20 protein-coding genes are annotated in these 21,213 nt (G+C 74.8%); 14 read left to right on the top strand and 6 right to left on the bottom strand.

The features are described 5' to 3' along the window. Positions 1-129: 129 nt before the first annotated feature. From ACIRGB_RS33690 to ACIRGB_RS33680, 3 genes are all read right to left on the bottom strand, one after another. Positions 130-351, bottom strand: coding sequence for a hypothetical protein (locus ACIRGB_RS33690; protein WP_403872903.1), 222 nt, complete (start codon positions 349-351; stop codon positions 130-132). Positions 352-427: 76 nt separating this feature from the next. Beyond that, a complete protein-coding gene (locus ACIRGB_RS33685) occupies positions 428-1,558 on the bottom strand; it encodes a PP2C family protein-serine/threonine phosphatase (protein ID WP_403872901.1) in 1,131 nt (376 codons plus the stop codon). Positions 1,559-1,689: 131 nt separating this feature from the next. Then, positions 1,690-2,892, bottom strand: coding sequence for a glycoside hydrolase family 64 protein (locus ACIRGB_RS33680; protein WP_403872899.1), 1,203 nt, complete (start codon positions 2,890-2,892; stop codon positions 1,690-1,692). A 279-nt stretch (positions 2,893-3,171) separates the two neighbouring features. On the opposite strand from ACIRGB_RS33680, the gene ACIRGB_RS33675 reads away from it, so the two are divergent. Next, complete coding sequence (locus tag ACIRGB_RS33675; protein WP_403872897.1) at positions 3,172-3,546, top strand: hypothetical protein; 375 nt, start codon at positions 3,172-3,174, stop codon at positions 3,544-3,546. Positions 3,547-3,609: 63 nt separating this feature from the next. Here ACIRGB_RS33675 and ACIRGB_RS33670 read toward each other — a convergent pair whose 3' ends face one another. Then, entirely contained in the window at positions 3,610-4,491 is an 882-nt protein-coding gene (locus ACIRGB_RS33670; RefSeq protein ID WP_403872895.1) for a Gfo/Idh/MocA family protein, read from the bottom strand. Positions 4,492-4,867: 376 nt separating this feature from the next. Between ACIRGB_RS33670 and ACIRGB_RS33665 the strand changes: the two genes are divergently transcribed. From ACIRGB_RS33665 to ACIRGB_RS33625, 9 genes are all read left to right on the top strand, one after another. Further along, positions 4,868-5,800, top strand: a complete 933-nt coding sequence (locus ACIRGB_RS33665) for an alpha/beta hydrolase family protein (RefSeq protein ID WP_403872894.1) — start codon at positions 4,868-4,870, stop codon at positions 5,798-5,800. A gap of 170 nt (positions 5,801-5,970) precedes the next feature. Then, entirely contained in the window at positions 5,971-8,784 is a 2,814-nt protein-coding gene (locus ACIRGB_RS33660) for a LuxR C-terminal-related transcriptional regulator (RefSeq protein WP_403872892.1), read from the top strand. 120 nt (positions 8,785-8,904) lie between these two features. Continuing rightward, positions 8,905-10,188 (top strand): PucR family transcriptional regulator, encoded by a 1,284-nt coding sequence (locus ACIRGB_RS33655; protein WP_403872890.1) that lies wholly within the window; start codon positions 8,905-8,907, stop codon positions 10,186-10,188. Positions 10,189-11,373: 1,185 nt separating this feature from the next. Then, a complete protein-coding gene (locus tag ACIRGB_RS33650; protein ID WP_403872888.1) occupies positions 11,374-12,165 on the top strand; it encodes an ABC transporter ATP-binding protein in 792 nt (263 codons plus the stop codon). Beyond that, entirely contained in the window at positions 12,162-12,959 is a 798-nt protein-coding gene (locus ACIRGB_RS33645) for an ABC transporter ATP-binding protein (protein WP_403872886.1), read from the top strand. The genes ACIRGB_RS33650 and ACIRGB_RS33645 overlap by 4 nt, the downstream gene beginning before the upstream one ends. Beyond that, positions 12,956-13,855 (top strand): branched-chain amino acid ABC transporter permease, encoded by a 900-nt coding sequence (locus ACIRGB_RS33640; RefSeq protein WP_403872884.1) that lies wholly within the window; start codon positions 12,956-12,958, stop codon positions 13,853-13,855. The genes ACIRGB_RS33645 and ACIRGB_RS33640 overlap by 4 nt, the downstream gene beginning before the upstream one ends. After that, entirely contained in the window at positions 13,848-15,002 is a 1,155-nt protein-coding gene (locus tag ACIRGB_RS33635; protein ID WP_403872882.1) for a branched-chain amino acid ABC transporter permease, read from the top strand. Before ACIRGB_RS33640 ends, ACIRGB_RS33635 begins: the two co-directional genes overlap by 8 nt. Further along, positions 14,999-16,279, top strand: a complete 1,281-nt coding sequence (locus ACIRGB_RS33630) for an ABC transporter substrate-binding protein (RefSeq protein ID WP_403872880.1) — start codon at positions 14,999-15,001, stop codon at positions 16,277-16,279. The genes ACIRGB_RS33635 and ACIRGB_RS33630 overlap by 4 nt, the downstream gene beginning before the upstream one ends. A 147-nt stretch (positions 16,280-16,426) precedes the next feature. Beyond that, on the top strand, positions 16,427-17,245 hold the full coding sequence (locus ACIRGB_RS33625) for an SAM-dependent methyltransferase (protein ID WP_403872879.1): 819 nt from the start codon (positions 16,427-16,429) through the stop codon (positions 17,243-17,245). A 97-nt stretch (positions 17,246-17,342) separates the two neighbouring features. Here ACIRGB_RS33625 and ACIRGB_RS33620 read toward each other — a convergent pair whose 3' ends face one another. Next, positions 17,343-18,263, bottom strand: a complete 921-nt coding sequence (locus tag ACIRGB_RS33620) for a helix-turn-helix domain-containing protein (RefSeq protein WP_403872877.1) — start codon at positions 18,261-18,263, stop codon at positions 17,343-17,345. A 122-nt stretch (positions 18,264-18,385) separates the two neighbouring features. Then, positions 18,386-18,613, bottom strand: coding sequence for a DUF397 domain-containing protein (locus tag ACIRGB_RS33615; protein WP_356371906.1), 228 nt, complete (start codon positions 18,611-18,613; stop codon positions 18,386-18,388). A gap of 181 nt (positions 18,614-18,794) precedes the next feature. On the opposite strand from ACIRGB_RS33615, the gene ACIRGB_RS33610 reads away from it, so the two are divergent. The 4 genes from ACIRGB_RS33610 (at position 18,795) to ACIRGB_RS33595 (ending at position 21,135) form a co-directional block, all read left to right on the top strand. Continuing rightward, positions 18,795-19,310, top strand: a complete 516-nt coding sequence (locus ACIRGB_RS33610; RefSeq protein ID WP_403872875.1) for an ATP-binding protein — start codon at positions 18,795-18,797, stop codon at positions 19,308-19,310. Between the two features lie 28 nt (positions 19,311-19,338). After that, on the top strand, positions 19,339-19,884 hold the full coding sequence (locus tag ACIRGB_RS33605) for a hypothetical protein (RefSeq protein WP_403872873.1): 546 nt from the start codon (positions 19,339-19,341) through the stop codon (positions 19,882-19,884). Positions 19,885-20,152: 268 nt separating this feature from the next. Beyond that, positions 20,153-20,416, top strand: coding sequence for a DUF5133 domain-containing protein (locus ACIRGB_RS33600; RefSeq protein ID WP_403872871.1), 264 nt, complete (start codon positions 20,153-20,155; stop codon positions 20,414-20,416). 221 nt (positions 20,417-20,637) lie between these two features. Beyond that, a complete protein-coding gene (locus tag ACIRGB_RS33595; protein ID WP_403872870.1) occupies positions 20,638-21,135 on the top strand; it encodes a hypothetical protein in 498 nt (165 codons plus the stop codon). The last annotated feature ends 78 nt before the right edge of the window (positions 21,136-21,213 follow it).

Below are 21,213 nucleotides of genomic sequence, written 5' to 3'. Positions count from 1 at the left end.
GGCGGGGGCGCGGGGCGGCGGGTCCCGTGCGGCTCCCCGCGCCCCCCCCCCCCCCGCGGCCCGCCCCCCCCCCGCCCCCCGCGGGCCCCCCCCCCCCCCCCCCGCGCCCCCCCCGCGTCCAGGCCGCGTTCAGGGCAGCAGCTTGTCGAGGGCCGAGGGGCCCTCCTCGGCCAGCTTGCGCCTGGCCCACTCCAGGTTGTCCGGGGTGATGTCCCGGCCGGCCGCCAGGACCAGATCCTCCGGGGACACCTCCGTCCCGGTGCGGGCGTGGAGCAGGTCGTCCGGAGTGGCGCGGTCGTCGTCCGCGCGGGCTTCGGAGGGTCGGGAGGCGTCGGGCTGTGACATCGACATGATCAGTGCTCCTCGGATCCGGATCGCTGCTTCGGTGCCGTGCTGTTGTCGGTCCCGAATATCCCGATAACACCATTCAATGCCTGACCGGACCGCGCATCCGGAGCGCCGGCGGCGAAGGAGTGAGCACCAGCATCGTCACGTCGTCCTGCACGTCCGGGCCGAAGCGCGCGAGATCCGCCCAGACCAGGTCGGGGAGGGCGGCGGAGTCCTCGCCCGCGAGGGTGCGCAGCCGCTCCGCCAGCGGGTAGAACGCGCCGCTGTCGTCCCGCGCCTCGACCACCCCGTCGGAGGCGAGGAAGAGCCGGTCGCCGGGGCGCAGCGACACCGTGCACGCCTCGATCGACGCGGCGTCCGCGAGGCCGAGCCCGAGCGGCGTCCACGGCGAGACCTCCAGTTCCGTCGCGTCCGCACCCCGCAGCAGCAGGGGCGGCGGGTTGCCGCAGACGACGACGCGCACCTCCAGGGCGTCGGCCGAGAACTCCAGCAGCGCGGCCGTCGCGAACAGCTCGGCGTGCCGCGCGTCCGCCGAGTCCACCAGCAGCCTGCGGTCCAGCCGCCGCGCCACCGACGCCAGGTCCGGCTGGTCGAGCACCGCCTCCCGGAACGCCCCCAGCAGCGAGGCGACCGTCGACACCGCCGACAGGCCGTGCCCCTGCACGTCACCCATCACCACCCGTACGCCGAAGGGGCCGTCCCGCACGTCGAAGAAGTCGCCCCCGACCAGCGTCCCGCGCTGCGCCGCCCGGTACAGCCCCGTGCAGCGCACCGCCCCCACCCGCTCGGGCAGCGGCGGCGCGACGGCACGCTGCGCGGCCTCGGCGACCGTGCGCTCCAGGCCCAGCTGGGCGTCGCGGCGACTGCGCACGAAGGACACGAAGACACTGAGCACCGCGACGAAGACGATGGTCAGCAGGTCGGCGTCGCCCGGCCGGTCGAGCCGGAGGGCCGGGATGTGCAGCAGCGCGATCACCACACCGCCCAGCACGGCGGTCGCCAGCGGGCCGTAGGACAGCACGGCCAGCGGCGGGATGGCACCCAGCAGGAACCCGATCTCCAGGGGTTCGTCGCTGAGCAGGGTCGCCGCGCAGATCCCCACGACGAGGGCGGGCGGCAGTACCCGCACCCAGCGGGGCGGCGGCGCCCCGCTCAGCCAGCTCCGCCGGTCCTCGCCCCGCCGCGGCCGCGGGACGGACACCTTTCGCACACCCCTACGCTCCTACGCCGCCGCGCCGCCCGCACGCGGAGAGGCGGCGGGCGGACGACCCCGGACGACCCCGGACGACCCCGGACGACCCCGGACGGGTCCGGACGGGTCCGGACGGGTCCGCACGAGTTCTAGAAGGCGCCGAGCGTCAGCCGGAAGCCGGTGGGCGCCGTGTCCTGGATGTAGGAGGCGAAGTCGGCCACGTCGTCGAAGGCGAAGCCGTACGCCCTGCCGTCCTCGGTGGCGGCGTGCACCGCCTTCGCGTAGTGGTTGGTCAGCGCGGTCCCGTAGAACGCCGCGGGGTCGGTCGTGGGCTGGTCGGCCGAGGAGACCAGCGTGGAGCGGTTGAACCCGGCGCCGAGGACCGCGGCGACCGGACCGGTGGTGCCGTCGTTGGGCGCGGCGAGGTTGCCGTCGCAGAAGAGCACGTCCCGGGTGGACGGCTTGGCGAAGGACACCTGGGCGGGCCCGTCGAAGGTCAGCCGGTCCCCGCGCACCCGGCCGGTGAAGGTCCCGGCGTTGGTGGTGATCCTGAGGTCCTTGCCGGTGTAGGTGCTCCACACCTCGTCGATGTACGGGGCGAGGTAGTCCTTGGGAAACAGGCCGGCGTCCAGACCGTGGCCGGGGGCGATCACCCGGGTGTCGTCCACGACCAGCGGTGCGAACTCCTCCACCTTCCGCACCGCCTCGAAGACGGCAGCCCGCCCACCCGGACGTACCGTGCCGGTGGTCTGGTCGTCGGCACCGGTCAGCCGGATGGCGAGGGGCACGCTGAACATGTCGACCATGGTGGTGTTGCAGAACATCCCGGCGGAGTTGTAGGTGAACTCCGCGCAGTCGTGCAGCACCCCGTAGTTCGGGTCGGACTCGACCCAGCCCGCCGGGTATTGCAGCGCGGCGTTTCCCGCGCCGTCCGCGACGACCTTGAACTTCAGCTTCTCGCCCAGGGACACGTAGATCCGGCCCGAGAGGCGGGGCAGGTTCAGCGTGGTCTCGCCGCTGCCGGCGAGGCCGATCGCGTAGTCGGTGTAGCCGTCGGCGCCGTTGTCGGAGAGGGCCACGGGGGCGACGGTGCCGTCGGGGGTGACCCGCACCTGGCGGCCGTCGACGTTGCCGACGATGTAGACGTGCACGTCGGCGTTGCCGAAGGTGCCGGTGTCGTTGACGATCGTCAGCGGCAGTGCGCCGGCGGCCTCGGGGGCCGGGGCGTCCGAGCCGACGCCCGCGAGGGCGTGCGGGGCGACGGCGGCGGCGACCGGGGCGGCGACGACCGCTCCGCCGAGGGCGACGAGCAGCTTGCGGCGGGCGAGCGGACGCTGGTGACGAGGAGTCATGTGGGGGGTCTCCAGTGATCGGGGCCGGACAGAGCCTGAGAGCGCTCTCACGCGGTGCGGCGATGGTACGCAGCACGGCCGGCCCGGCCAACCGCCCGCATCCTGCTCCAAACCCGTTGTCCCAGGTGGGACTTGGGAGGGGTGGCGGCGAACAGGGAACGCTTAACCGGTGTTTAAGGCACGCTTAAACAGCGGCGCGCGGCGGTGTCGGCCGGTCGCGGGCGCCGGATGGCATGCTGGCCCCACGGTCACGGGCGGCGACGGCATGGCGGAGGCGGTATGGGATTCGAGGGCGAGGTCTGGCACGTGCGCCGGGCGCCGGACACCGGTCGGGCGGCCGACGCGGAGTCCGGCGACATCGGGGAGATCCTGATCGACGACGCCGACTTCCCCTGGCTGTCCGGCCGCTTCAGCGCGGGCCCGGCCTACGGTGCCGTCCGCGATCTGTTCGCCCGCGAACTCGCCCTCGCGGAAGCGGACGACGCGGAGCACTGGGCGCGATGGGAGGCGGCCTACGCCGAGATCGAACGGCGGGTGCGGCTGGTGTCGCCCGACGGCCCGGTCGCCGAGTTCCTGCTGCACATCCAGGGCGACCGGGCCTGGTTCCGGTGGAGCGACGAACCCTTCGGGGCGACGCAGGACGCCGGTACGTAGGGACGCCAGTACGTAGATACGTGTCAGTACGCAGGTACGTCAGTACGCAGGTACGTAGGTACGTCAGTACGTCAGCAGGCCCTCGGCCTCGGCGAGGATCTCGGTGACCCGCAGCCCGAACGCGGCGTCACACGGATGCGGGCGCCCGCCACCGGCGGTGGCGAGCAGCGCGTCCGCGGCCCGCCGCAGCGCGGGCACCGGGCCCTCCGTGGTCTCCGGGAGCAACGTCACCCCGGCCCGGCCGCGCAGCTCCACCGTGGCGCCCGCCGCGGCGGGCGGCGCCGTCAGGCTGAGGGTGAGCGTGCTGGAGGCTCCGCCCGTGTGGTCGAGGACCAGGTGGACGGTGTCCCCGGGACCCGGTGCGGCCGCCGCCACGCGCCGGGCGTCGCCGAGGACCGGCAGCAGCACGGACAGTGCGTGCGGTCCCACGTCCCACAGGGCGCCCTTCTCCCGCCGCCACGGCGAGGCGGCGAACGGGCTGTCGCCGTCCCCGAACAGGGCGCCCAGCCAGTGCGCCCGTGCGGTGAACCAGCCGTCACCGGCGGCCTGTTCGGTGATCCACGCCTCCGTCTCGGGCTGGAACCGGGTGGTGAAGAAGACCACCGAGGCGACGTCCGCCGCCCGTACCGCCTCCACCACGGCCCGCCCCCGCGCCACCGTCGTCGCGAGCGGCTTGTCGAGCAGCAGATGGCACCCGGCCCGTGCGGCGCGCACCGCCAGGTCGGCCTGTACGGCCGGGGGCAGCGCGACGGCGACGGCCTCCACGTCGGCCAGCAGGGCGTCGACGTCGTCGTAGGCCCGGGTGCCGTGCCGCTCCGCCAGTTCCTTGGCGGCGTCCGGGCGGCGGCCCCACACCCCCGCGAAGTCCAGGTCGTCGTGCCCGGCCAGGGCGGGGGCGTGCGCCATGTCCGCCCAGGGGCCGGTGCCGAGCAGTCCGATGCGCATCCCGTCGCCTCTCCACGATGCCGGCCCGGTGACGGGCCCGCCGACGCTCCGCTGACGACCGGCGCACGCGGCCCGGCCGACGTCGAGCGTGACACATGGACGGGGGGCGATGACAGGGCGGACGGCGTCCAGCGGCAGAGGCGGCAGACGTAGCTGAGGCAGCAAAGGCGGCAGAAGTAGCAGAGCGTGCCCCCCCGCGTCGTACGAGACCGGTGATTCTGCCGATCCCCGCGCCCCTCCCGCCGCCCGACAGTGGCACCGCCAACCCCATCGGCGAGGCCCGTCCGGCGGATGTCCCGGGACGCGACCCCACGCGTTCCGGGCCGTGTGCGACCACCGGGCGGCCGGCTCGCCACGACGGAGAGGACCACCCCTCGTGCAGCAGCATCCCCACACCCACGCCGCCCCCGAGGCCGCACGCCCCGCCTTCCGCGGCGCCCGGCGGCGACTCGCCGGCGTGACGGCCGCCGTGGCCGCGATGGTCGCGCTCGGCACCCTCACCGGCCCGGGCGCCCAGGCCGCCGACAACCCGTACGAGCGCGGCCCGGCACCCACCGAGTCCAGCATCGAGGCACTGCGCGGCCCTTACTCCGTGGCCGACACCAGCGTCTCCTCCCTCGCGGTCACCGGCTTCGGCGGCGGCACCATCTACTACCCGACCAGCACGAGCGACGGCACGTTCGGCGCCGTCGTGATCGCGCCCGGGTTCACCGCGTACCAGTCCTCCATCGCCTGGCTCGGACCGCGGCTGGCCTCCCAGGGCTTCGTCGTGTTCACCATCGACACCAACACCACGCTGGACCAGCCCGACTCCCGAGGCCGCCAACTGCTGGCTGCCCTGGACTACCTCACCGAGCGCAGCTCCGTCCGCGGCCGGATCGACAGCAGCCGACTCGGCGTCATGGGCCACTCCATGGGCGGCGGCGGCACCCTGGAGGCCGCCAAGTCCCGGCCGTCGCTCCAGGCGGCGATCCCCCTCACCCCCTGGAACCTGGACAAGAGCTGGCCCGAGGTCGGCACCCCGACGCTGATCGTGGGGGCCGACGGCGACACGGTCGCCCCCGTGGCCTCGCACGCCGAGCCGTTCTACTCCGGCCTGCCCTCCGCGACCGACCGGGCCTATCTGGAGCTGAACAACGCGACCCACTTCTCGCCCAACACGTCCAACACGACGATCGCGAAGTACAGCGTTTCCTGGCTCAAGCGGTTCATCGACAACGACACCCGCTACGAGCAGTTCCTGTGCCCGCTGCCCCGCCCGAGCCTGACCATCGAGGAGTACCGGGGCAACTGCCCGCACGGTTCCTGACGCACGTCCGCTGTGCCGGCGCACGACCGGGACCGGGGCCGGTTGGGCGCCGGCACAGCGACCGCGCCCCTCACGGGGCGCACCGCCGCAGGTGAGGGCACCGAAGCGGCGGCGGGCACGGGCGGACCGGTGCCTTCCGCCTCGGGTTACGCGCGCGTAACCTCCCGGGAATGACCGCAGAGACGACCGTACCCACGGCCGGGCGGATCCACGGCCGGAGCGCGCAACGCAAGGCGCTGCGCGCACTGTTGGACGCACTGCCCAGCCACGGCGGCCCACTCCTCCTGGCCGGCGAACCCGGGCTCGGCCGCACCGCCCTGCTCCAGTGGGCCGCCCGCTCCTTCCGGGCCGGTCCGGTGCTCCACCTCGGCCCCGGCCCCGACGTGAGCGCACCCGTCACCGCCGAACGACTGCTCGACACCCTGCGGACGGCGGCCACCGCGGCGCCCGTGCTCGTGTGCGCGGACGACGCCCACCTGTGGGACGCGCCGGCCCGCACGGCGCTCGGCCGCGCGGCGCGGCGCCTGCGCGCCGCCGACCGGGTCGGCCTGCTGCTCACCGTCGCCTCGGACCGCGCCGTCGACCCGGAGTTCGCCCGGCTGCCCGTCGTCCACCTGGACCCGCTGGCCCCGTCGCGGGCCGCCGCCCTGCTCGACGACGTGACCGACGGCGCCGCCGCCCCGGCCGTCCGCGAACAACTCCTCGCCGAGGCGGAGGGGAACCCGGCCCTCCTCGTCGCCCTCGTCCGCCGGCTGTCACCCGCCGAACTGCGCGGACACCGGCCGCTGCCCCACCCGCTGGCCGACGCGAGCGCCCTCGCCGAGGCCGCGGGCGGCGTGCCGAGCGGCCCGTCCGCCCACGCGCGGGACCTGCTGCTGGTGGTGGCCGCGGCCGGACAGACCCCGGACGGCACGGACGTCGACGCCGGACTGGTCCACGACGCGCTGCGGCGCCTGCGGCCGGCACCGGGACCCGGTCCCCGGGCGGAACCGCTGCCCGGCCAACTCGTCCTGGCCGGCGACCGACTCCGCTTCCGCAGCCCGCTGGTCCGCCGTACGGTGCACGCCACCGCCGCGCCCGAGCGGCGCCGCGCCGCGCACCGCGCGCTGGCCGACGTGTTGGAGGGCGGTGGCCACCGGCTCACGGGCCTGCTGCACCGCTCGTGGTCCCTGGGCGGCGGCCCGGATGCCGCGCCCGGGGCGACGGACCGGCTCTCGGCGGACGCGGACCGGCTCGCGGCGGTGGCGGCCGACGGCGCGGTGCCCGCCTCGCACCGGCTTCGCGCGACCGCGTACGCCCGTGCCGCCGAGCTGACCGCCGACGGTGCACGGCGGGCCGAGCGGTACACCGCCGCGGCCGAGCACGCCCTGCTCGCCGGGCACCCCGAACGGGCCCGCCCCCTGCTCGCCGCGGCCCGTGACCACGCCGCCCCCGCCGCCGTACGGGGGCGGGCCGAGCTGGTGCGCGGCGTGACGGAACTGAGGGACGGACCGGTCGGCGACGCCCACCAGTCCCTGCTGCTGGCCGCGTCCCTGCTCGCCGCCGACGCGCCCGCCGACGCCGCGACCGCCGCACTGGCCGCCGCCGACGCGGCCTGGGCGGCGGGCGACCTGCCCGCGTGCCTGGCCACGCTCGCCCCCGAACCGCCCGGCCGGGCCGAGAACCCGGCCCCCGGGCCCGCCGACGCCCGCGGTCCCGCGGCGGGCACGGCCGCCGTCGTCCATGACCACCGCGTCGGCATGCGGGCGCTGCTCGAAGGACGCCTCGACCGGGCCGGCACCCCGCTCGGGCAGGTCGTCGAACGGGGCAGGACCGAGGAACGGCCGGAGCCGCTGCTGCGGTCGGCGGCGGCCGCGCTGCTGCTCGGAGACGTGGACGCCGCCCGCAGCGCCGGGGCCCGGGCCCTGGCCGCCGCGCGGCAGCTCGGGTCGGACGCGCTGGTGCCGCAGGCGCTGGAGTACCTCGCTTACGCCGAACTGCGCGCCGGCCGCCACCCGCAGGCCCGTACCCACGCGGAGGAGGGGCTGCGCACCGCGCTGCGGGCCGGACAGCGCAACACGGCCGCCCACCACCGGGCGGTGCTGGCGCTCGCCGCGTCGATCGAGGAGGAGCCGGACGTCGTCGCCCGGCACGTCACGGCCGCGCTGGACACGGCCCGCCGGCACGGACTGGCCCAGGCGGCCACCCTCGCCCAGTGGGCGGCGGCCCGCGCCGACCTCGGCCGGGGGCGCCCCTTCGACGCCGCCGACCGGCTCGGACTCCTGGTCCTCCCCGGGCCGGGGCGGGGCCACTTCGCGGTGTGGCGGCTGGCCGTGCCCTGCTTCGTGGAGGCCGCGGTGCTCGCCGGACGCCACGAGGACGCCCGTGCCGTCCTCGCGGACTTCGCCGACTGGGCGGCGTTCGGCGCCGACCCGCAGGCCGCCGCCCAACTGGCCCGCTGCCACGCCCTCCTGGCCCCCGCGGAGCACGCCGACGACCTCTACCGCCGTGCCCTCGACCGGCACGACGAGGCGGGCGGCGACTTCGAGCGGGCCCGCACCGCGCTGCTCTACGGCAAGTGGCTGCGGCGGCGCCGCAGACCGCGCGAGGCACGCGGCCGGCTCGGCACCGCGCTGGCCGGCTTCGAGCGCAGCGGCGCCGGTGTCTGGGCCGCACAGGCACGCGACGAACTCCGCGCCCTCGGGGCGGCCCCGCAGGGCACCGGCGCCGCGGTGCCGAACCGGCTCGGCAGCCTGACCCCGCAGCAACTGCGCATCGCACGGCACGTCGCCGAGGGCGCCACCAACCGCGAGGTCGCGCTGGCCCTCGCAGTGAGCACCCGCACCGTCGACTACCACCTCCGCAAGGTCTTCGCCGTACTCGGCGTACGGTCCCGCCTGGAGCTGGCCCGCCTGGTGGGACAGGCCGAACAGGCCCAGGAGGTTCAGGGGGCCGGAGAGGCCCGCCGGGTGGGGCGCCACGAAAAGACCGGTGCACAACCCTAGGGACCGACCGGACGGTATGCCATCCTTCGGGGCAGGACGAGTCAGGGGGCAGGCCCGGCGCGGCGGGACGGCCCGTCGCGGCGCGGCGCCTCCACCAGCCCTGCCCCGGGGAGGACCGCGATGCAGCACGCCGTACGGTCACGAGCAGCGATCCGCACCGGGCTGACGCCCGTTCCACGCCCGCGGACACCCGGCGTCACGTCGTTGATCGACGCCGACGCCCTGCGTGTCCTGCACCGGGCCGCCCGCGCCCTGCTCGACGACCTTCCCGACCTGACCGACCGGCTGACGGCCCTGCTGCGGGAACAGGAACCCGCGTACCGGGGCGTCCTCGCGAAGGACCCCGCCGCCACCTGGCAGGAGGCCCACCGCTCGCTGCGGCACAGCGTGGCCTCGCTGCTCGACCCGCGCGGCGCCCGGGACGCGGCCCGCCGCTGCTCCTGGCGGATCGGTGCCGCCCGCGCCGAGCAGGGGCTCCCGCTGGACGCCCTGCTGCACGCCTTCCGCCTGGGCGGCTCCCTGGTGTGGCAGCGGCTGGTCGAGGAGACCTCCCGGGCCGCCCCGGAGGACGTGCGGCTCCTCGTGCACGTGGCCGCCGACGTGTGGAACTTCGTCGACGAGCACTGCACCCTCGTCGCGGACGCCTACCGGCAGACCGAGTGGCAGATCGGCCGGCGCCGCGAGAACCGGGCCCGGCTGCTGGCGGCCGGCCTGCTCGACGGCACCGGCCGCATCGCCGACCTGCCCGAGGCCGCCCGGGTCCTCGGCCTCCCCGAACAGGGCCGGTACGTCGTCGTCGCCGTCACCGGCGGGCCGCCTCTCCGGTCCGCGGCCGCCCGCGCCGCCGCCGTACCGCCCGGCAGCCACGTCCACTGGCACGCCGAGGCGGAGGCGGACTACGCCATCGTCCTGGTCGGCTCCCGCGAGGGACTCCCGGAGCCGCACGAGCCCGGAACCGAGCCCCCCGTTCCCATCCCGGGGCTCCGGATCGGCGTCGGCAGCCCGGTCGACGGACTCGCCGCCGTCGGGGACGCGCGCAGGCTCGCGGACACCGCCCTCGCCATCTGCCCGGCGGCGGGCGGCACCGTGCGGCTGGCCGACCAGCTCCCCGCCGCCCTGGTCGTCTCCAGCCCCGAGCTGGGCCGGGCCCTGGCCGAGAAGGTGCTCGGTCCCCTGCTCCGCCTGGAGCCCGCCGACCGCGAGGTGCTCCTCGACACCCTCACCACCTGGCTCGACTGCGACGGCTCGGCCCAGCGCGCCGGTGAGCGCCTCTACTGCCACCGCAACACGGTCCTCAACCGCCTCCGCCGCTGCGAACAACTCACCGGCCGCTCCCTGGCCCGCCCGGCCGACGTCGTCGAGTTCAGCCTGGCCCTGACGGCCCGACGGGTCCTGCACGACTGACCCGGGACACGGCCGCGGCGTGCGCCTGTCCCCCCCGGCGAGGCGGCCCCCACGGTTGCGCCGCCGAGGCCGGCTCGGCCGTGACCCTCCGCTGCGCGGCGCACGACCGGGCGGCGGGCCGGGGGGTGTCCGCGAGCACCGGGGGCTGCTACCGATCCGTCCCGGCCTTCCTGCCCGTCTCGTCTTCGGCTGCGGCTTTCGGAGCCGGGGACGGTGTCCCGGCAACCGGGGACGGCCGGCGCCCCTGGCGGTCCCGGGGCGCCGTGCGGTGGCTGGGGTGCCGGGTGCCGGGCGGGTCCCCGTGCACCGTGGGCGCGGACGCCTGGGAGCCGGTCTGTCTTCCTGCCCGTCTCGTCCCCGGCTTCCGGGGCCACGGAGGGCGTCCCGGCAACCGGGACGGCAGGCGCCCTCTGCGGTCCCCCGACGCCGTGCGGCGTCCGGGCGCCGTGAGCGCGGACGCCCGGGAGCCGTTCCGGTCTTCCTGCCCGTCTCGTCCCCGGCTGCGGCTTCCGAACCGCGGACGGTGTCCCGGCAACCGGGGCCGCCGACGCCCCCTGGCGGTCCCCGGACGCGGTGCGGTTGCCGGGGCGCTGGATGCCGGGCGGGTCCCCGTGCACCGTGGGCGCGGACGCCTGGGAGCCGGTCCGGCTTTCTGCCCGTCTCGTCTCCGGCTGCGGCTTCCGGGGCCGCGGAGGGTGTCCCGGCAACCGGGGACGGCCGGCGCCCCCGGCGGTTCCGGGGCGCCGTGTGGTGGCCGGGGTGCCGGATGCCGGGCGTGCCCGTGCACCGTGGGGGCGGACGCCTGGGAGCCGGTCCGGCTTCCTGCCCGTCTCGTCCGCGGCTCCGGCTTTTGGGCTGCGGACGGTGTCCCGGCGACCGGGGGCCGCTGGCGGTCCCGGGACGCCGTGCGGTGGCCGGGGCCGCCGGTGCCCCTGGCGGTCCCGGGACGCCGTGCGGTGGCCAGAGCGCCGGATGCCGGGCGGGTCCCCGTGCACCGTGCGCGCGGACGCCTGGGAGCCGGTTCGGTGTCGTTCTCTGGGCATCCGCACAGACTCGTGGTCCCCGGACTGGGACACCGCAGCGACCCTGCCCGGGCCCCCTGTACGGCCCCCGGTGCCCGTGCTGTCGTGAGCTCCCCCCTTCACCCGTCACCGTGCCGTTCCGGCCCGGTCCCAAGGAGCCGCGATGCCCGCAGCACCACCGGACGGCGCGCCCGCGCTGCACGTCGAGAGCCTCGACGTGACGTACGGGCGCGCGCTGTCCGCCCTCCGCTCCGTGTCCCTGACCGTCCCGCACGGCGCCGTCGTCGCCCTGCTCGGAGCCAACGGCGCCGGCAAGACGACGCTGCTGCGGGCCGTCTCGGGCACCCTGCGCCTGCACCGCGGCACGATCACGGCCGGCCGCGTCCGCTACGGCGACACGGCCCTGGACGGCCGCGACCCGGTCGCCGCCGTACGCGCCGGAGTCGTCCAGGTGCCCGAGGGCAGGCGGGTCTTCGCCGGACTCACCGTCGATGAGAACCTGCGGGCCGGCGGGCTCGGCCTCAACCGGCGGGCCCCGGCCCAGGTCCGCGAGGCCAGGGAGCGTGTCTTCACCCTGTTCCCGCGGCTCGCCGAGCGCACCCGCCAGGCGGCCGGCCTGCTGTCCGGCGGGGAGCAGCAGATGCTGGCCATCGGCCGCGCCCTGATGGCGGCGCCCCGGCTGCTCCTCCTCGACGAACCCTCGCTCGGGCTCGCCCCGATGATGGTCGACCGCATCGCCGAGGTCGTCCGCGAGATCAACACCCAGGGCACCGCCGTCCTCCTCGTCGAACAGAACGCCGGCATGGCGCTCTCCCTCGCCGGACAGGCCCACGTCCTGGAGGTCGGCGAGATCAGGCTCTCCGGCGCCGCCGCCGACCTCGCGCGCACGGACGCCGTACGCCGTCTCTACCTGGGCGAGACCACCGACGGCGCCGACGGCAAGGGGGCCGCGTGACCGCCCCCGCCGCCGCACTGCCCGCGCTGGAGGTGAGGGGCGTGACCGTGCGCTTCGCCGGTCTCCTCGCCCTCGACGACGTCTCCTTCACCGTCGCCCCCGGCACCGTGCACGCCGTCATCGGCCCCAACGGCGCCGGCAAGTCCACCTGCTTCAACGTCCTGTCCGGCCTGTACCGCCCCACCGCCGGTTCGGTACGGCTCGGCGCCACGGAACTGACCCGGCTGGCCCCGCACCGGATCGCCGCTCTCGGCGTCGCCCGCACCTTCCAGAACATCGTCACCACCCAGGGCACCGTCGCTGACAACCTGATGCTCGGCCGGCACGCCCTGTCCCACGCCGGGTTCGCCGCCAGCGCCCTGCGCCTGCCGCGCGCCCGGCGCGAACAGCGCGCCCACCTCGCCAAGGCCCGCGAAATCGCCGAACTCACCGGTCTCGGCGCCCACTTCGGCTCACCCGTCGCGCTGCTGTCCTACGGCGACCGCAAACGCGTCGAACTCGCCCGCGCCCTCTGTCTGGAGCCCCGTGTCCTGCTGCTCGACGAACCCGTGGCCGGCATGAACGCCGCCGAACGTGCCCGCATGACCGAGGTGGTCCGGGAGATCCGCGCCGAACTCGGCCTCTCCGTCGTGCTGGTCGAGCACGACATGGGCCTGGTCATGCGGCTCGCCGACGAGGTCACCGTCCTCGACTTCGGCCGGGCCATCGCCCACGGCACCCCCGACGAGGTCCGGCGCGACCCCGGGGTGCTGCGCGCCTACCTCGGCACCACCACGCAGGAGGACGCGGCATGACCGGCTTCCTCGACAGCCTGTTCAACGGCCTGGCCCTGGGCTCCGTGTACGCCCTGATCGCCCTCGGCTTCGTCACCATCTTCAAGGCCTCCGGCGTGCTCAGCTTCACCCACGGCTCGCTGCTGCTGCTCGGCGGATACCTCGTCGCCGTCCTCCACGACGACATCGGCTTCGCCGGGGCGCTGGCCGTCGCGGTCCTCGTGACGGCGGCCGCGGCCGGGATCCTGGACCGGCTGGTGCTGCAACGCGTCGGGGGGAGCGACCCGCACGCCGCCCACGTCCAGACCATCGTCACCATCGGCATCGACATCGTCCTGGTCACCGACCTCGCCCGGCGCATCGGGGGCGACCTGCTGCCCCTCGGCGACCCCTGGGGCTCCGCCGTGACCGACCTCGGCCCGGTGACCGTGGCCGACAGCCGCGTCGCCGCGATCCTGGTGTCCGCCGTCGCCATCGGCGGCGCCTTCGCCCTCTTCCGGTTCACGCCCTGGGGCCTGTCGCTGCGCGCGGCCGCCGAGGACCGCGAGGCCGCCGCCCTCATGGGCGTACGGCTCACCCGCGTACGCACCGCCGCCTGGTGCCTGGCCGGCGGCCTCGCCGCACTCGCCGCCGTCTTCCTGGTCGCCTTCCCGGCGCCCGGCCTGGAGCGCACCACCGGACAGATCGCGCTGAAGGCGTTCCCGGCCGCCATCCTCGGCGGCATGACCTCCCCGGTCGGCGCCCTGGTCGGCAGCATGCTGATCGGCCTCACCGAGGCCTTCGTCGCCGGCTACCAGTCCGACCTGCACGTCCTCGGCGAGGGCTTCGGCGACGTCGCGCCGTACGCCGTGATGGTGCTCGTCCTGCTGGTGCGCCCCGCCGGACTCTTCGCGGCCAAGGGAGCGGCCCGTGTCTGACCTGCGCCCCCTCCTCGCCAAGCGCGCACCGCTCCTGCTGACCGCCCTTCTCCTGTGCGCCCTGCCCTTCTACCTGGACGCCTTCTGGCTGCGCATCGGCCTGTTCTCCATGGCCGCGGCCATCGGCGCCGTCGGGCTCGGCCTGCTCAGCGGCACCGCCGGACAGCTCTCCCTCGGGCACGCCTTCTTCCTCGCCGTCGGCGCCTACGGCTACGTCTGGCTGGCGGGCGAGCCGGGCCCCGGGCTGCCGCCCGCCCTCGCCGCCGTCCTCGCCGTACTGCTCGCCGGGGCGGCGGGCGGGCTGTTCAGCCCCGTCGCCGGACGCGTGAAGGGCGTCTACCTCGGCGTCGCCACCCTCGCCCTGGTCTTCCTCGGCCACCACGTCCTGCTCACCGCGGACTCCGTCACCGGCGGCTTCAACGGCCGCTCGGTGCCGCCGCTGGAGCTGGGCGGCTTCACCTTCGCCGAGTCGGACCCGGAACTGACCGTCCTGGGCGTGCCGTTCGGCGCCGAGGAACGGCTCTGGTACCTGGGCCTCGTCCTGTTCGCCGTCACCTGGTTCACCGCGCGCGGACTGCTGCGCGGACGCCCCGGACGGGCTCTGGCGGCGCTGCGCGACAGCGAGACCGCGGCGTCCGTGATGGGGGTGCACGTGGCCCGGTACCGCTCGTCCGCGTTCGTCGTCTCGTCGATGTACGCGGGCCTCGCCGGCGTCCTGCTCGCGCTCTCCTTCCGACGCGTGGTGCCCGACTACTTCTCCCTCGCCCTGTCCGTCGACTACCTCGCCATGATCGTCATCGGCGGTCTCGGCTCGGTGGCCGGAGCCACCGCCGGAGCCGTCTTCGTCACCGCGCTGCCCCTGCTGATGACCCGCTACGCCGACCAGTTGCCCCTGGTGGCGGCGCCCGGGTCCGGCGGCGGCTCGATCGGCCCGACCGAGGCGTCCCGCTACCTCTACGGCGCGGCGATCGTCGTGATCCTCCTCTACGCCCCCGACGGCCTGCACGGACTGGCCCGCCGCACCCGGGCCCGCCTGCGCCGCCGCCCACCCGTCACCGGCCCGCCCGGCACCGGAGCCGCGCCCGGCCCCGGCACCCCCTCCGACACCCCCGACACCACCGCACGAGCCAAGGAGCACACCCCGTGAACGTCACGCACCCCAGGCCCCGCACCGCCCGGACCGCCGCCCTGGCCGCGGCACTGGCCGCCGTGCTGCTCGCGGGCACCGCATGCAGCTCCAAGGCGGACGGCGGGAGCACCGACGACGCCGCCGACGGCGTCAAGTCCGGCCCCGGAGTCACCGACAAGACCATCAGACTCGGCGCGCTGACCGACCTCACCGGCCCCTACGCCACCCTCGGCAAGAGCATCGTGCAGGCCCAGCAGATGTGGGCCGACGAGACCAACGCCGCGGGCGGCATCTGCGGGCGCAAGGTGGAGATCGTCGTCAAGGACCACGGCTACGACGTGCAGAAGGCGGTCACCGCCTACGCCGACATCGCACCGGACGTCGTCGCCCTGCCCCAGGTCATCGGCTCCCCGGTGGTCGCCGCCCTGCTCGACGACATCGAGCGGGACCACCTGCTGACCTTCCCGCAGGCCTGGGCGGCCAGCCTGCTCGGCCGGGACTCCGTCCAGGTCCTCGGCACCACCTACGACCTCGACATGATCGCCGCCGTCGACTTCCTCACCCGCACCAAGAAGATCGCCAAGGGCGACACGATCGGTCACGTCTACTTCGAGGGCGACTACGGCGCCAACGCGCTGGAGGGCTCCGAGTGGGCCGCCGAACAGGCGGGGATGAAGGTCGCCGGGCAGAAGATCAAGGCCACCGACACCGACCTGACCGCGCAGGTGTCCGCGCTCAGCAAGGCCGGGGTGAAGGCGATCCTGATCAGCGCGGGCCCCGCCCAGACCGCCTCCCTCGCCGGCGTGGCCGCCGCCCGCGGCCTGAAGGTGCCGATCGTCAGCAGCGCGCCCGGCTACGCCCCGCAGCTGCTGAAGACACCCGCGGCGGCGGCGCTGGAGGCCATGGTCCACGTCGTCAGCGCCGCACCGGCGGTCAGCTCCGACCTGCCGGGCGTCAAGAAGATGGTCGCCTCCTACAAGAAGGCGCACCCGGGCGAGCCCGTCGACTCCGGCGTGCTCTCCGGATACAACGCCGCCCAACTGACCGGCGCCGACCTCAAGAAGGCCTGCGAGGGCGGCAGCCTCGCCCGCCAGGACGTGGTCAAGGCGCACCGTTCGCAGAAGAACGCCGACACCGGACTCGGCACCCCGCAGAACTTCACCCTGGTGACCGCGCCGGCCAGCCGGTCCACGTACGTGCTGAAGCCCGACGCCAAGGCGGAGGGCGGCCTGATCGGGGTGGAGGAGGCGCACCAGGCGCCCGGGGTGGACGCGTATCTGGCCTCGCGCGGCTGACCCGATCGGGTGGCCGTCAACTGGTCTGCGGAACAACCGGGTTGACGGCCACATGATCCGGCCTCCGGTTTGGCTGACCACTACGTCTTTAGGATGTACTGTCTGTCATGCCAGTCCAGTTGGCGCCGGTACGGAGCTGGGGGAACGATGCAAGCCGACAAGCAGCTGTCCACGGAGATCGACGCCAACGTGCCGACAGCGGCACGTATGTACGACTTCTACCTGGGCGGCAAGGACAACTACGCGGCCGACCGCGCGGCCGTGGGCGAACTCGACAAGGTCGTCCCCAGCACGCGCCGGCTGGCGCTGAACAACCGGCGCTTCCTCCAGCGGGTCGTCCGGGTGCTCGCCGAGGACTACGGCATCCGTCAGTTCCTCGACCACGGCTCCGGCCTGCCCACGCAGGACAACGTGCACCAGGTCGCCCAGCGCGTCGCCCCCGAGTCCCGCGTCGTCTACGTCGACAACGACCCGATGGTGCTGGTCCACGGCCGGGCCCTGCTCGACCAGAACGACCAGACCGCCGTCATCCACGCCGACATGCGGGCCACGGACGAGATCCTCTCCCACCCGGACACCCGGCGTCTGATCGACTTCTCGCAGCCGGTCGCCGTCCTGTTCAACTCGGTGTTCCACTGCATCCCGGACAGTGACACCGACGGGCCCCAGGCGGTCGTGCGCCGGGTGACCGAGCGGCTGGTGCCCGGAAGTTACGCGGTGATGTGCCAGCTGGTCAGCGAGGACGCCGAGGTGCGGAAGTTCGTCACGGACTTCATGAACGAGGCGACGCAGGGCCACTGGGGCCGGGTGCGTGAGCCCAAGGACGTCGAGGCCCTCTTCGACGGCATGGAGATCATGGAACCGGGCCTGGTGGAGGTCTCCACCTGGCGCCCGGACACCGAGGTGGCGCCGCGTCAGCTCACCGACGAGTGGATCGAGTTCGGCGGGCTGGGCCGGCTGCGCTGACCGCGGACGAGCCGAGCCGGTCACCGTACGACGACGGAGGAGGGGGCCACGCGCACCGCGCGTGGCCCCCTCCTCCGTGCTGTCGTGCTGTGCGCCGCTACGTCGCCGGGTAGCGCGTCGCCATCGTCTCGCGCAGCCGATCCAGCGACTGGCGCGGAGTCAGTGCCTCGTCGGCCAGCCGGTCCAGCGCCACCCGGTACTGCTCGGTCTCGTCCCGGTCCTCCAGGAAGTTGGCGCTCCCGATGTGCTCCAGGTAGACCACGTCCGGCAGATCGGCGCCGCCGAACCGCAGATAGGTGACGGGGATGGCGGGCGCCGACGCGTTCGTCACGTCCAGCGGCACGATCTGAAGCGTCACATGGGGCCGCTTCGCCATCGTGACCAGGTGCTCGAGCTGCTCGCGCATGACCTCACGGCTGCCCAGCACGCGCAGCAGGACGGACTCGTCGATGACCGCCCACAGCTGCGGCGCGTCCTTGCGCTCCAGCAGCGCCGTCCGGTGCTTGCGCAGTTCGACGCGGCGCCGGACCTCGGCCGTGGGGGCGTTCGGCAGGCCGCGCTGGACCACTGCCTCCGTGTAGGCCCCGGTCTGCAACAGGCCGGGGACGTACTGGATCTCGAAGGTACGGATGGTGGCCGCGGCCTCCTGGAGGCCGACCAGGCGGTCGAACCACTCGGGCATCAGGCGCTTGTCGTACCGCTGCCACCAGCCCGGTTCGCCCGCCCGCTGCAGCAGCTTGAGCAGGACCGAGGCCTCGTAGGTATCGGTGCCGTACCGCTCGAGCAGTGCGCGGACGTCCTTCTCCGAAGGGGGCCTGCGGCCCTTGCCCGACTCGATGCGCGAGAGCTTCGCGGCGCTGAAGCCCAGGTCGCGTGCCGCCTGGTCCTGGGAGAGGCCGGCGTCCTCGCGGAAACCCGCCAGTTGCACGCCGACGAGCATCTTGAGCAGAGTCGGAGCCGGCTCGGCCCGCTCCAGATAGGGTTCGAGACGGGAGATGCGATGCGACACGGCGGACATCCTGGCTCCCAGCAGACCGGCAGACTTGAAGGAAAGACTATCTCATCCCCTCGGTGCATGCCGCATCCGCCCGCAGAAATCGGGTAGTTGGACTCCGCTTAGGGCCGCCGCGCCGCCCCGGCCTACAGCAGGTGGTCGAACTCGCCCTCCTTCGCGCCCGCCAGGAACGCGGCCACCTCCGCCGGGGTGTACACGAGCGCGGGGCCGTCGGGGTCGCGGGAGTTGCGCATCGCGATGCCCCCGTCCACGAGGGCGACCTCGACGCAGTTGCCCTCGGCGTTGCTGTGCCGACTCTTCTTCCAGCAGGCGTCCAACTGGCTGGCCTGCACTCCGTTGCGCACTGGTGGCACCGCGGTCTCCTTGCTGTTCGGGGGGAGCGGACCGAGTCGTGCCGGTCCCCGAGCGCCCCCGTCCGATTTTTTTCGCGCAATTTCTCGTGCAATTGCACGCGAGCGCTCTCAGCGTGGATAATAGCCGTGGCGTCAACCCCCCGGTTGAGGTCCCTTTCTGACGTCGCATCAGGGAGATGCTGTGCCGTCACCTGCGCATCCAACGCTCCGGTCGCCCGGCGTACCCGTGTCGGAGGCAGGCGCGGCGAGCCGCTCCGGAGGGCTCCCGCACGCCCTCGGCGACGCCCCGGCCGCCGCGGCGCTGCGCGTCGCGTGCAGCGGGACGGGGTTCGCCCGGGCCCGGGTCTTCACGCGGGACACGCTGCGCGGGTGGTCGCTCGACCACCGCGGTGACGACGCGGTCCTCGTGGTCACCGAGCTGATCTCCAACGCCGTGACGCACGCGGTGCCGTCGGCGGCGGCCGGCGTCCCGGAGATCAGGCTCGGACTGGCTCTCGGCCGTGGCGACCTGACGCTGACCGTCTCCGATCCCGGAGGCGACATGCCCGTGTTCCACCCGTCCGACGGCTCCGCACTCCGGGAGCACGGACGCGGCCTGTGCATCGTCGACGCCCTCGCCGAGGAGTGGGGCTGGACCCCGCGCCCCCCGGCGGGCAAGACGGTCTGGGCCACCTTGTCGACCCGCCCCCTCACCTGACCCGACTGCCGCGGAAGGGCCCCACACCATGCGCAGCGCTCCGACACCCGAGCCGAGCATCCAGCGCACCGACCGTCAGACGCCGCCCGGCTCCCCCCGCACCACCGCCCTGCTCGCAGGTCTCGACGGGGTGCCCTGGAGCGACATCCAGGACTCCACCGGTTCGGCGGCGGCCATTCCCCGGCTGCTGCGCAAGGTGGCCCGGGGAGACGCCGAAACCGCCCGCGCCGCCCTCGGCGACCTGCGCAAGCGCATCTGCCAGTACGGCTTCGTCGTCGAGCAGGCGACCGCGGCGACCGTCCCCTTCCTGTGGGAGCTGGCGCAGCGGCCCCAGGTGAGCTGCCGGGCGCAGATCATCCAGCTGCTCAAGAACATCGCGGACGCCCGGCAGTGGGAGACCACCGCCACCGCCTATCCCAAGCTGCTCAACCACCGGGAGAACCCGGTGGCCTGGGAGCGCGCGGCGCGGCAGGCCGTCCGCGCCCGGCGGGACGGCCTGGAGCGGCTGCTGGCCGAGGACGACACCGAGATCACCCGCGCCACCACCGAACTCGCCCGCACCCTCGGCGACTGAGCCCCACGCCCCCGAAGACCGGGACCCGCGCCCTCCACGGGGGAGAAGGCGCGGGTCCCCCTTCCAAGGCGCGAGGAGCTGCCGGCCGGCGGCGGGGCGTACGCCGGGCTGCACAGCGGGCAGGTCGCCTGAGCGCCTCCGTGGGGAGGGGGGTGGGAAACGTCCGAGAAGGGGCGGGATCTGGTCAATCGCGCGCAGGGGCGCCGCTGGTACGCATGCTTCGACGGGGTCCGGGCATACGCAGCGAAAGTCGAGAGAGGGGCGCTTCGTGCTGGAACCGGACCCGAAGGTCGTCAGGGAGTTGCTGACGCGGTACGCGTCGTTGAGGATCGCTCAGGCGGAGCGGCCGCGGCCCGCGACGGTGCGGGAGCTGACGGACGTCAGTTACACCCTGTGCGTGATGATGGCGACCACCAGCGTCCACGACGCCGTGGCGAAGGCGGACGCGCTGCTGCTCGCCAAGGGGCGGACGGAACCGCAGCCGCGCCCGGTGGACGCCAACGGGGAGAGCGGGCTGTCGCTGGCCGTGTGACGGCGCCGGACCGTGCCGCGGGGCCCATGGGCCCCCGGCGACGCGGCGGTCTTCGCCCGGAAGGCGGCGCGGTAGGCGTACGGCGGGGTGCCGACCGCGCGGAGGCGCTGGCGAGATTCCGTCGGAAGCTGTCGTTTCCGCCTCTGGGAGACCGGTCGCCGGCTTTCTACCTTGGTCATCGAGCACCGCATCGCCCGACCCTGCCTCCCGGAGCCCGACCGATGACCAAGTTCCTGCTGTCCCTCCACGTCCTCGCGGCCATCGTCGCCGTCGGCCCCGTCACCGTCGCGGCCAGCATGTTCCCGGCTGCCGTGCGGCGGGTTCCGGTGGGCGTGCCCGTCGGCGGCGGGGGAGGGAACGGGGGCGGGGCGGACGCCGGGGACGTGCGCACGGTCCGGCTGCTGCACCGCATCTGCCGGGTCTACGCCGGGCTCGGCATCGCGGTGCCGGTCCTGGGCTTCGCCACCGCCGCCTCGATGGGGGTCCTGTCGGACGCCTGGCTGATCACGTCCGTCACCCTCACCGCCGTCGCCGCCGGGCTCCTGGCCGCCTTCGTCCTGCCGGGCCAGGAGGAGCTCCTGCACGAACTGGCCGAGGGGCAGCCCGTCGAACGGGCCCACACGGTCCGGCTCGCCCTGTTCACCGGCCTGTTCAACCTGTTGTGGGCCACGGTGACCGTCCTCATGATCGTGCGGCCCGGGTCCACGACCGGCGCCTGAGCCGCCGTTCACATCCCGGCGGAATGCGCACCACCACGTGAACGGGCGCCTAGACTGCTCAGTCGCGCCTCCGTACGG

The organism is Streptomyces sp. NPDC102490 (genome assembly GCF_044765285.1).
Classification (GTDB): Bacteria; Actinomycetota; Actinomycetes; order Streptomycetales; family Streptomycetaceae; genus Streptomyces.
The sequence above is the reverse complement of the archived record's forward strand: the minus strand, read 5'-3'. Positions and strand labels throughout refer to the sequence as shown.

Excerpts from the sequence above, each read along its gene's own strand:
- ACIRGB_RS33690 (WP_403872903.1), bottom strand. The coding sequence starts at position 351 with ATGTCGATGTCACAGCCCGACGCCTCCCGACCCTCCGAAGCCCGCGCG.
- ACIRGB_RS33680 (WP_403872899.1), bottom strand. The coding sequence starts at position 2,892 with ATGACTCCTCGTCACCAGCGTCCGCTCGCCCGCCGCAAGCTGCTCGTC.
- ACIRGB_RS33675 (WP_403872897.1), top strand. The coding sequence starts at position 3,172 with ATGGGATTCGAGGGCGAGGTCTGGCACGTGCGCCGGGCGCCGGACACC.
- ACIRGB_RS33670 (WP_403872895.1), bottom strand. The coding sequence starts at position 4,491 with ATGCGCATCGGACTGCTCGGCACCGGCCCCTGGGCGGACATGGCGCAC.
- ACIRGB_RS33660 (WP_403872892.1), top strand. The coding sequence starts at position 5,971 with ATGACCGCAGAGACGACCGTACCCACGGCCGGGCGGATCCACGGCCGG.
- ACIRGB_RS33655 (WP_403872890.1), top strand. The coding sequence starts at position 8,905 with ATGCAGCACGCCGTACGGTCACGAGCAGCGATCCGCACCGGGCTGACG.
- ACIRGB_RS33650 (WP_403872888.1), top strand. The coding sequence starts at position 11,374 with ATGCCCGCAGCACCACCGGACGGCGCGCCCGCGCTGCACGTCGAGAGC.
- ACIRGB_RS33640 (WP_403872884.1), top strand. The coding sequence starts at position 12,956 with ATGACCGGCTTCCTCGACAGCCTGTTCAACGGCCTGGCCCTGGGCTCC.
- ACIRGB_RS33625 (WP_403872879.1), top strand. The coding sequence starts at position 16,427 with ATGCAAGCCGACAAGCAGCTGTCCACGGAGATCGACGCCAACGTGCCG.
- ACIRGB_RS33620 (WP_403872877.1), bottom strand. The coding sequence starts at position 18,263 with ATGTCCGCCGTGTCGCATCGCATCTCCCGTCTCGAACCCTATCTGGAG.
- ACIRGB_RS33605 (WP_403872873.1), top strand. The coding sequence starts at position 19,339 with ATGCGCAGCGCTCCGACACCCGAGCCGAGCATCCAGCGCACCGACCGT.
- ACIRGB_RS33595 (WP_403872870.1), top strand. The coding sequence starts at position 20,638 with ATGACCAAGTTCCTGCTGTCCCTCCACGTCCTCGCGGCCATCGTCGCC.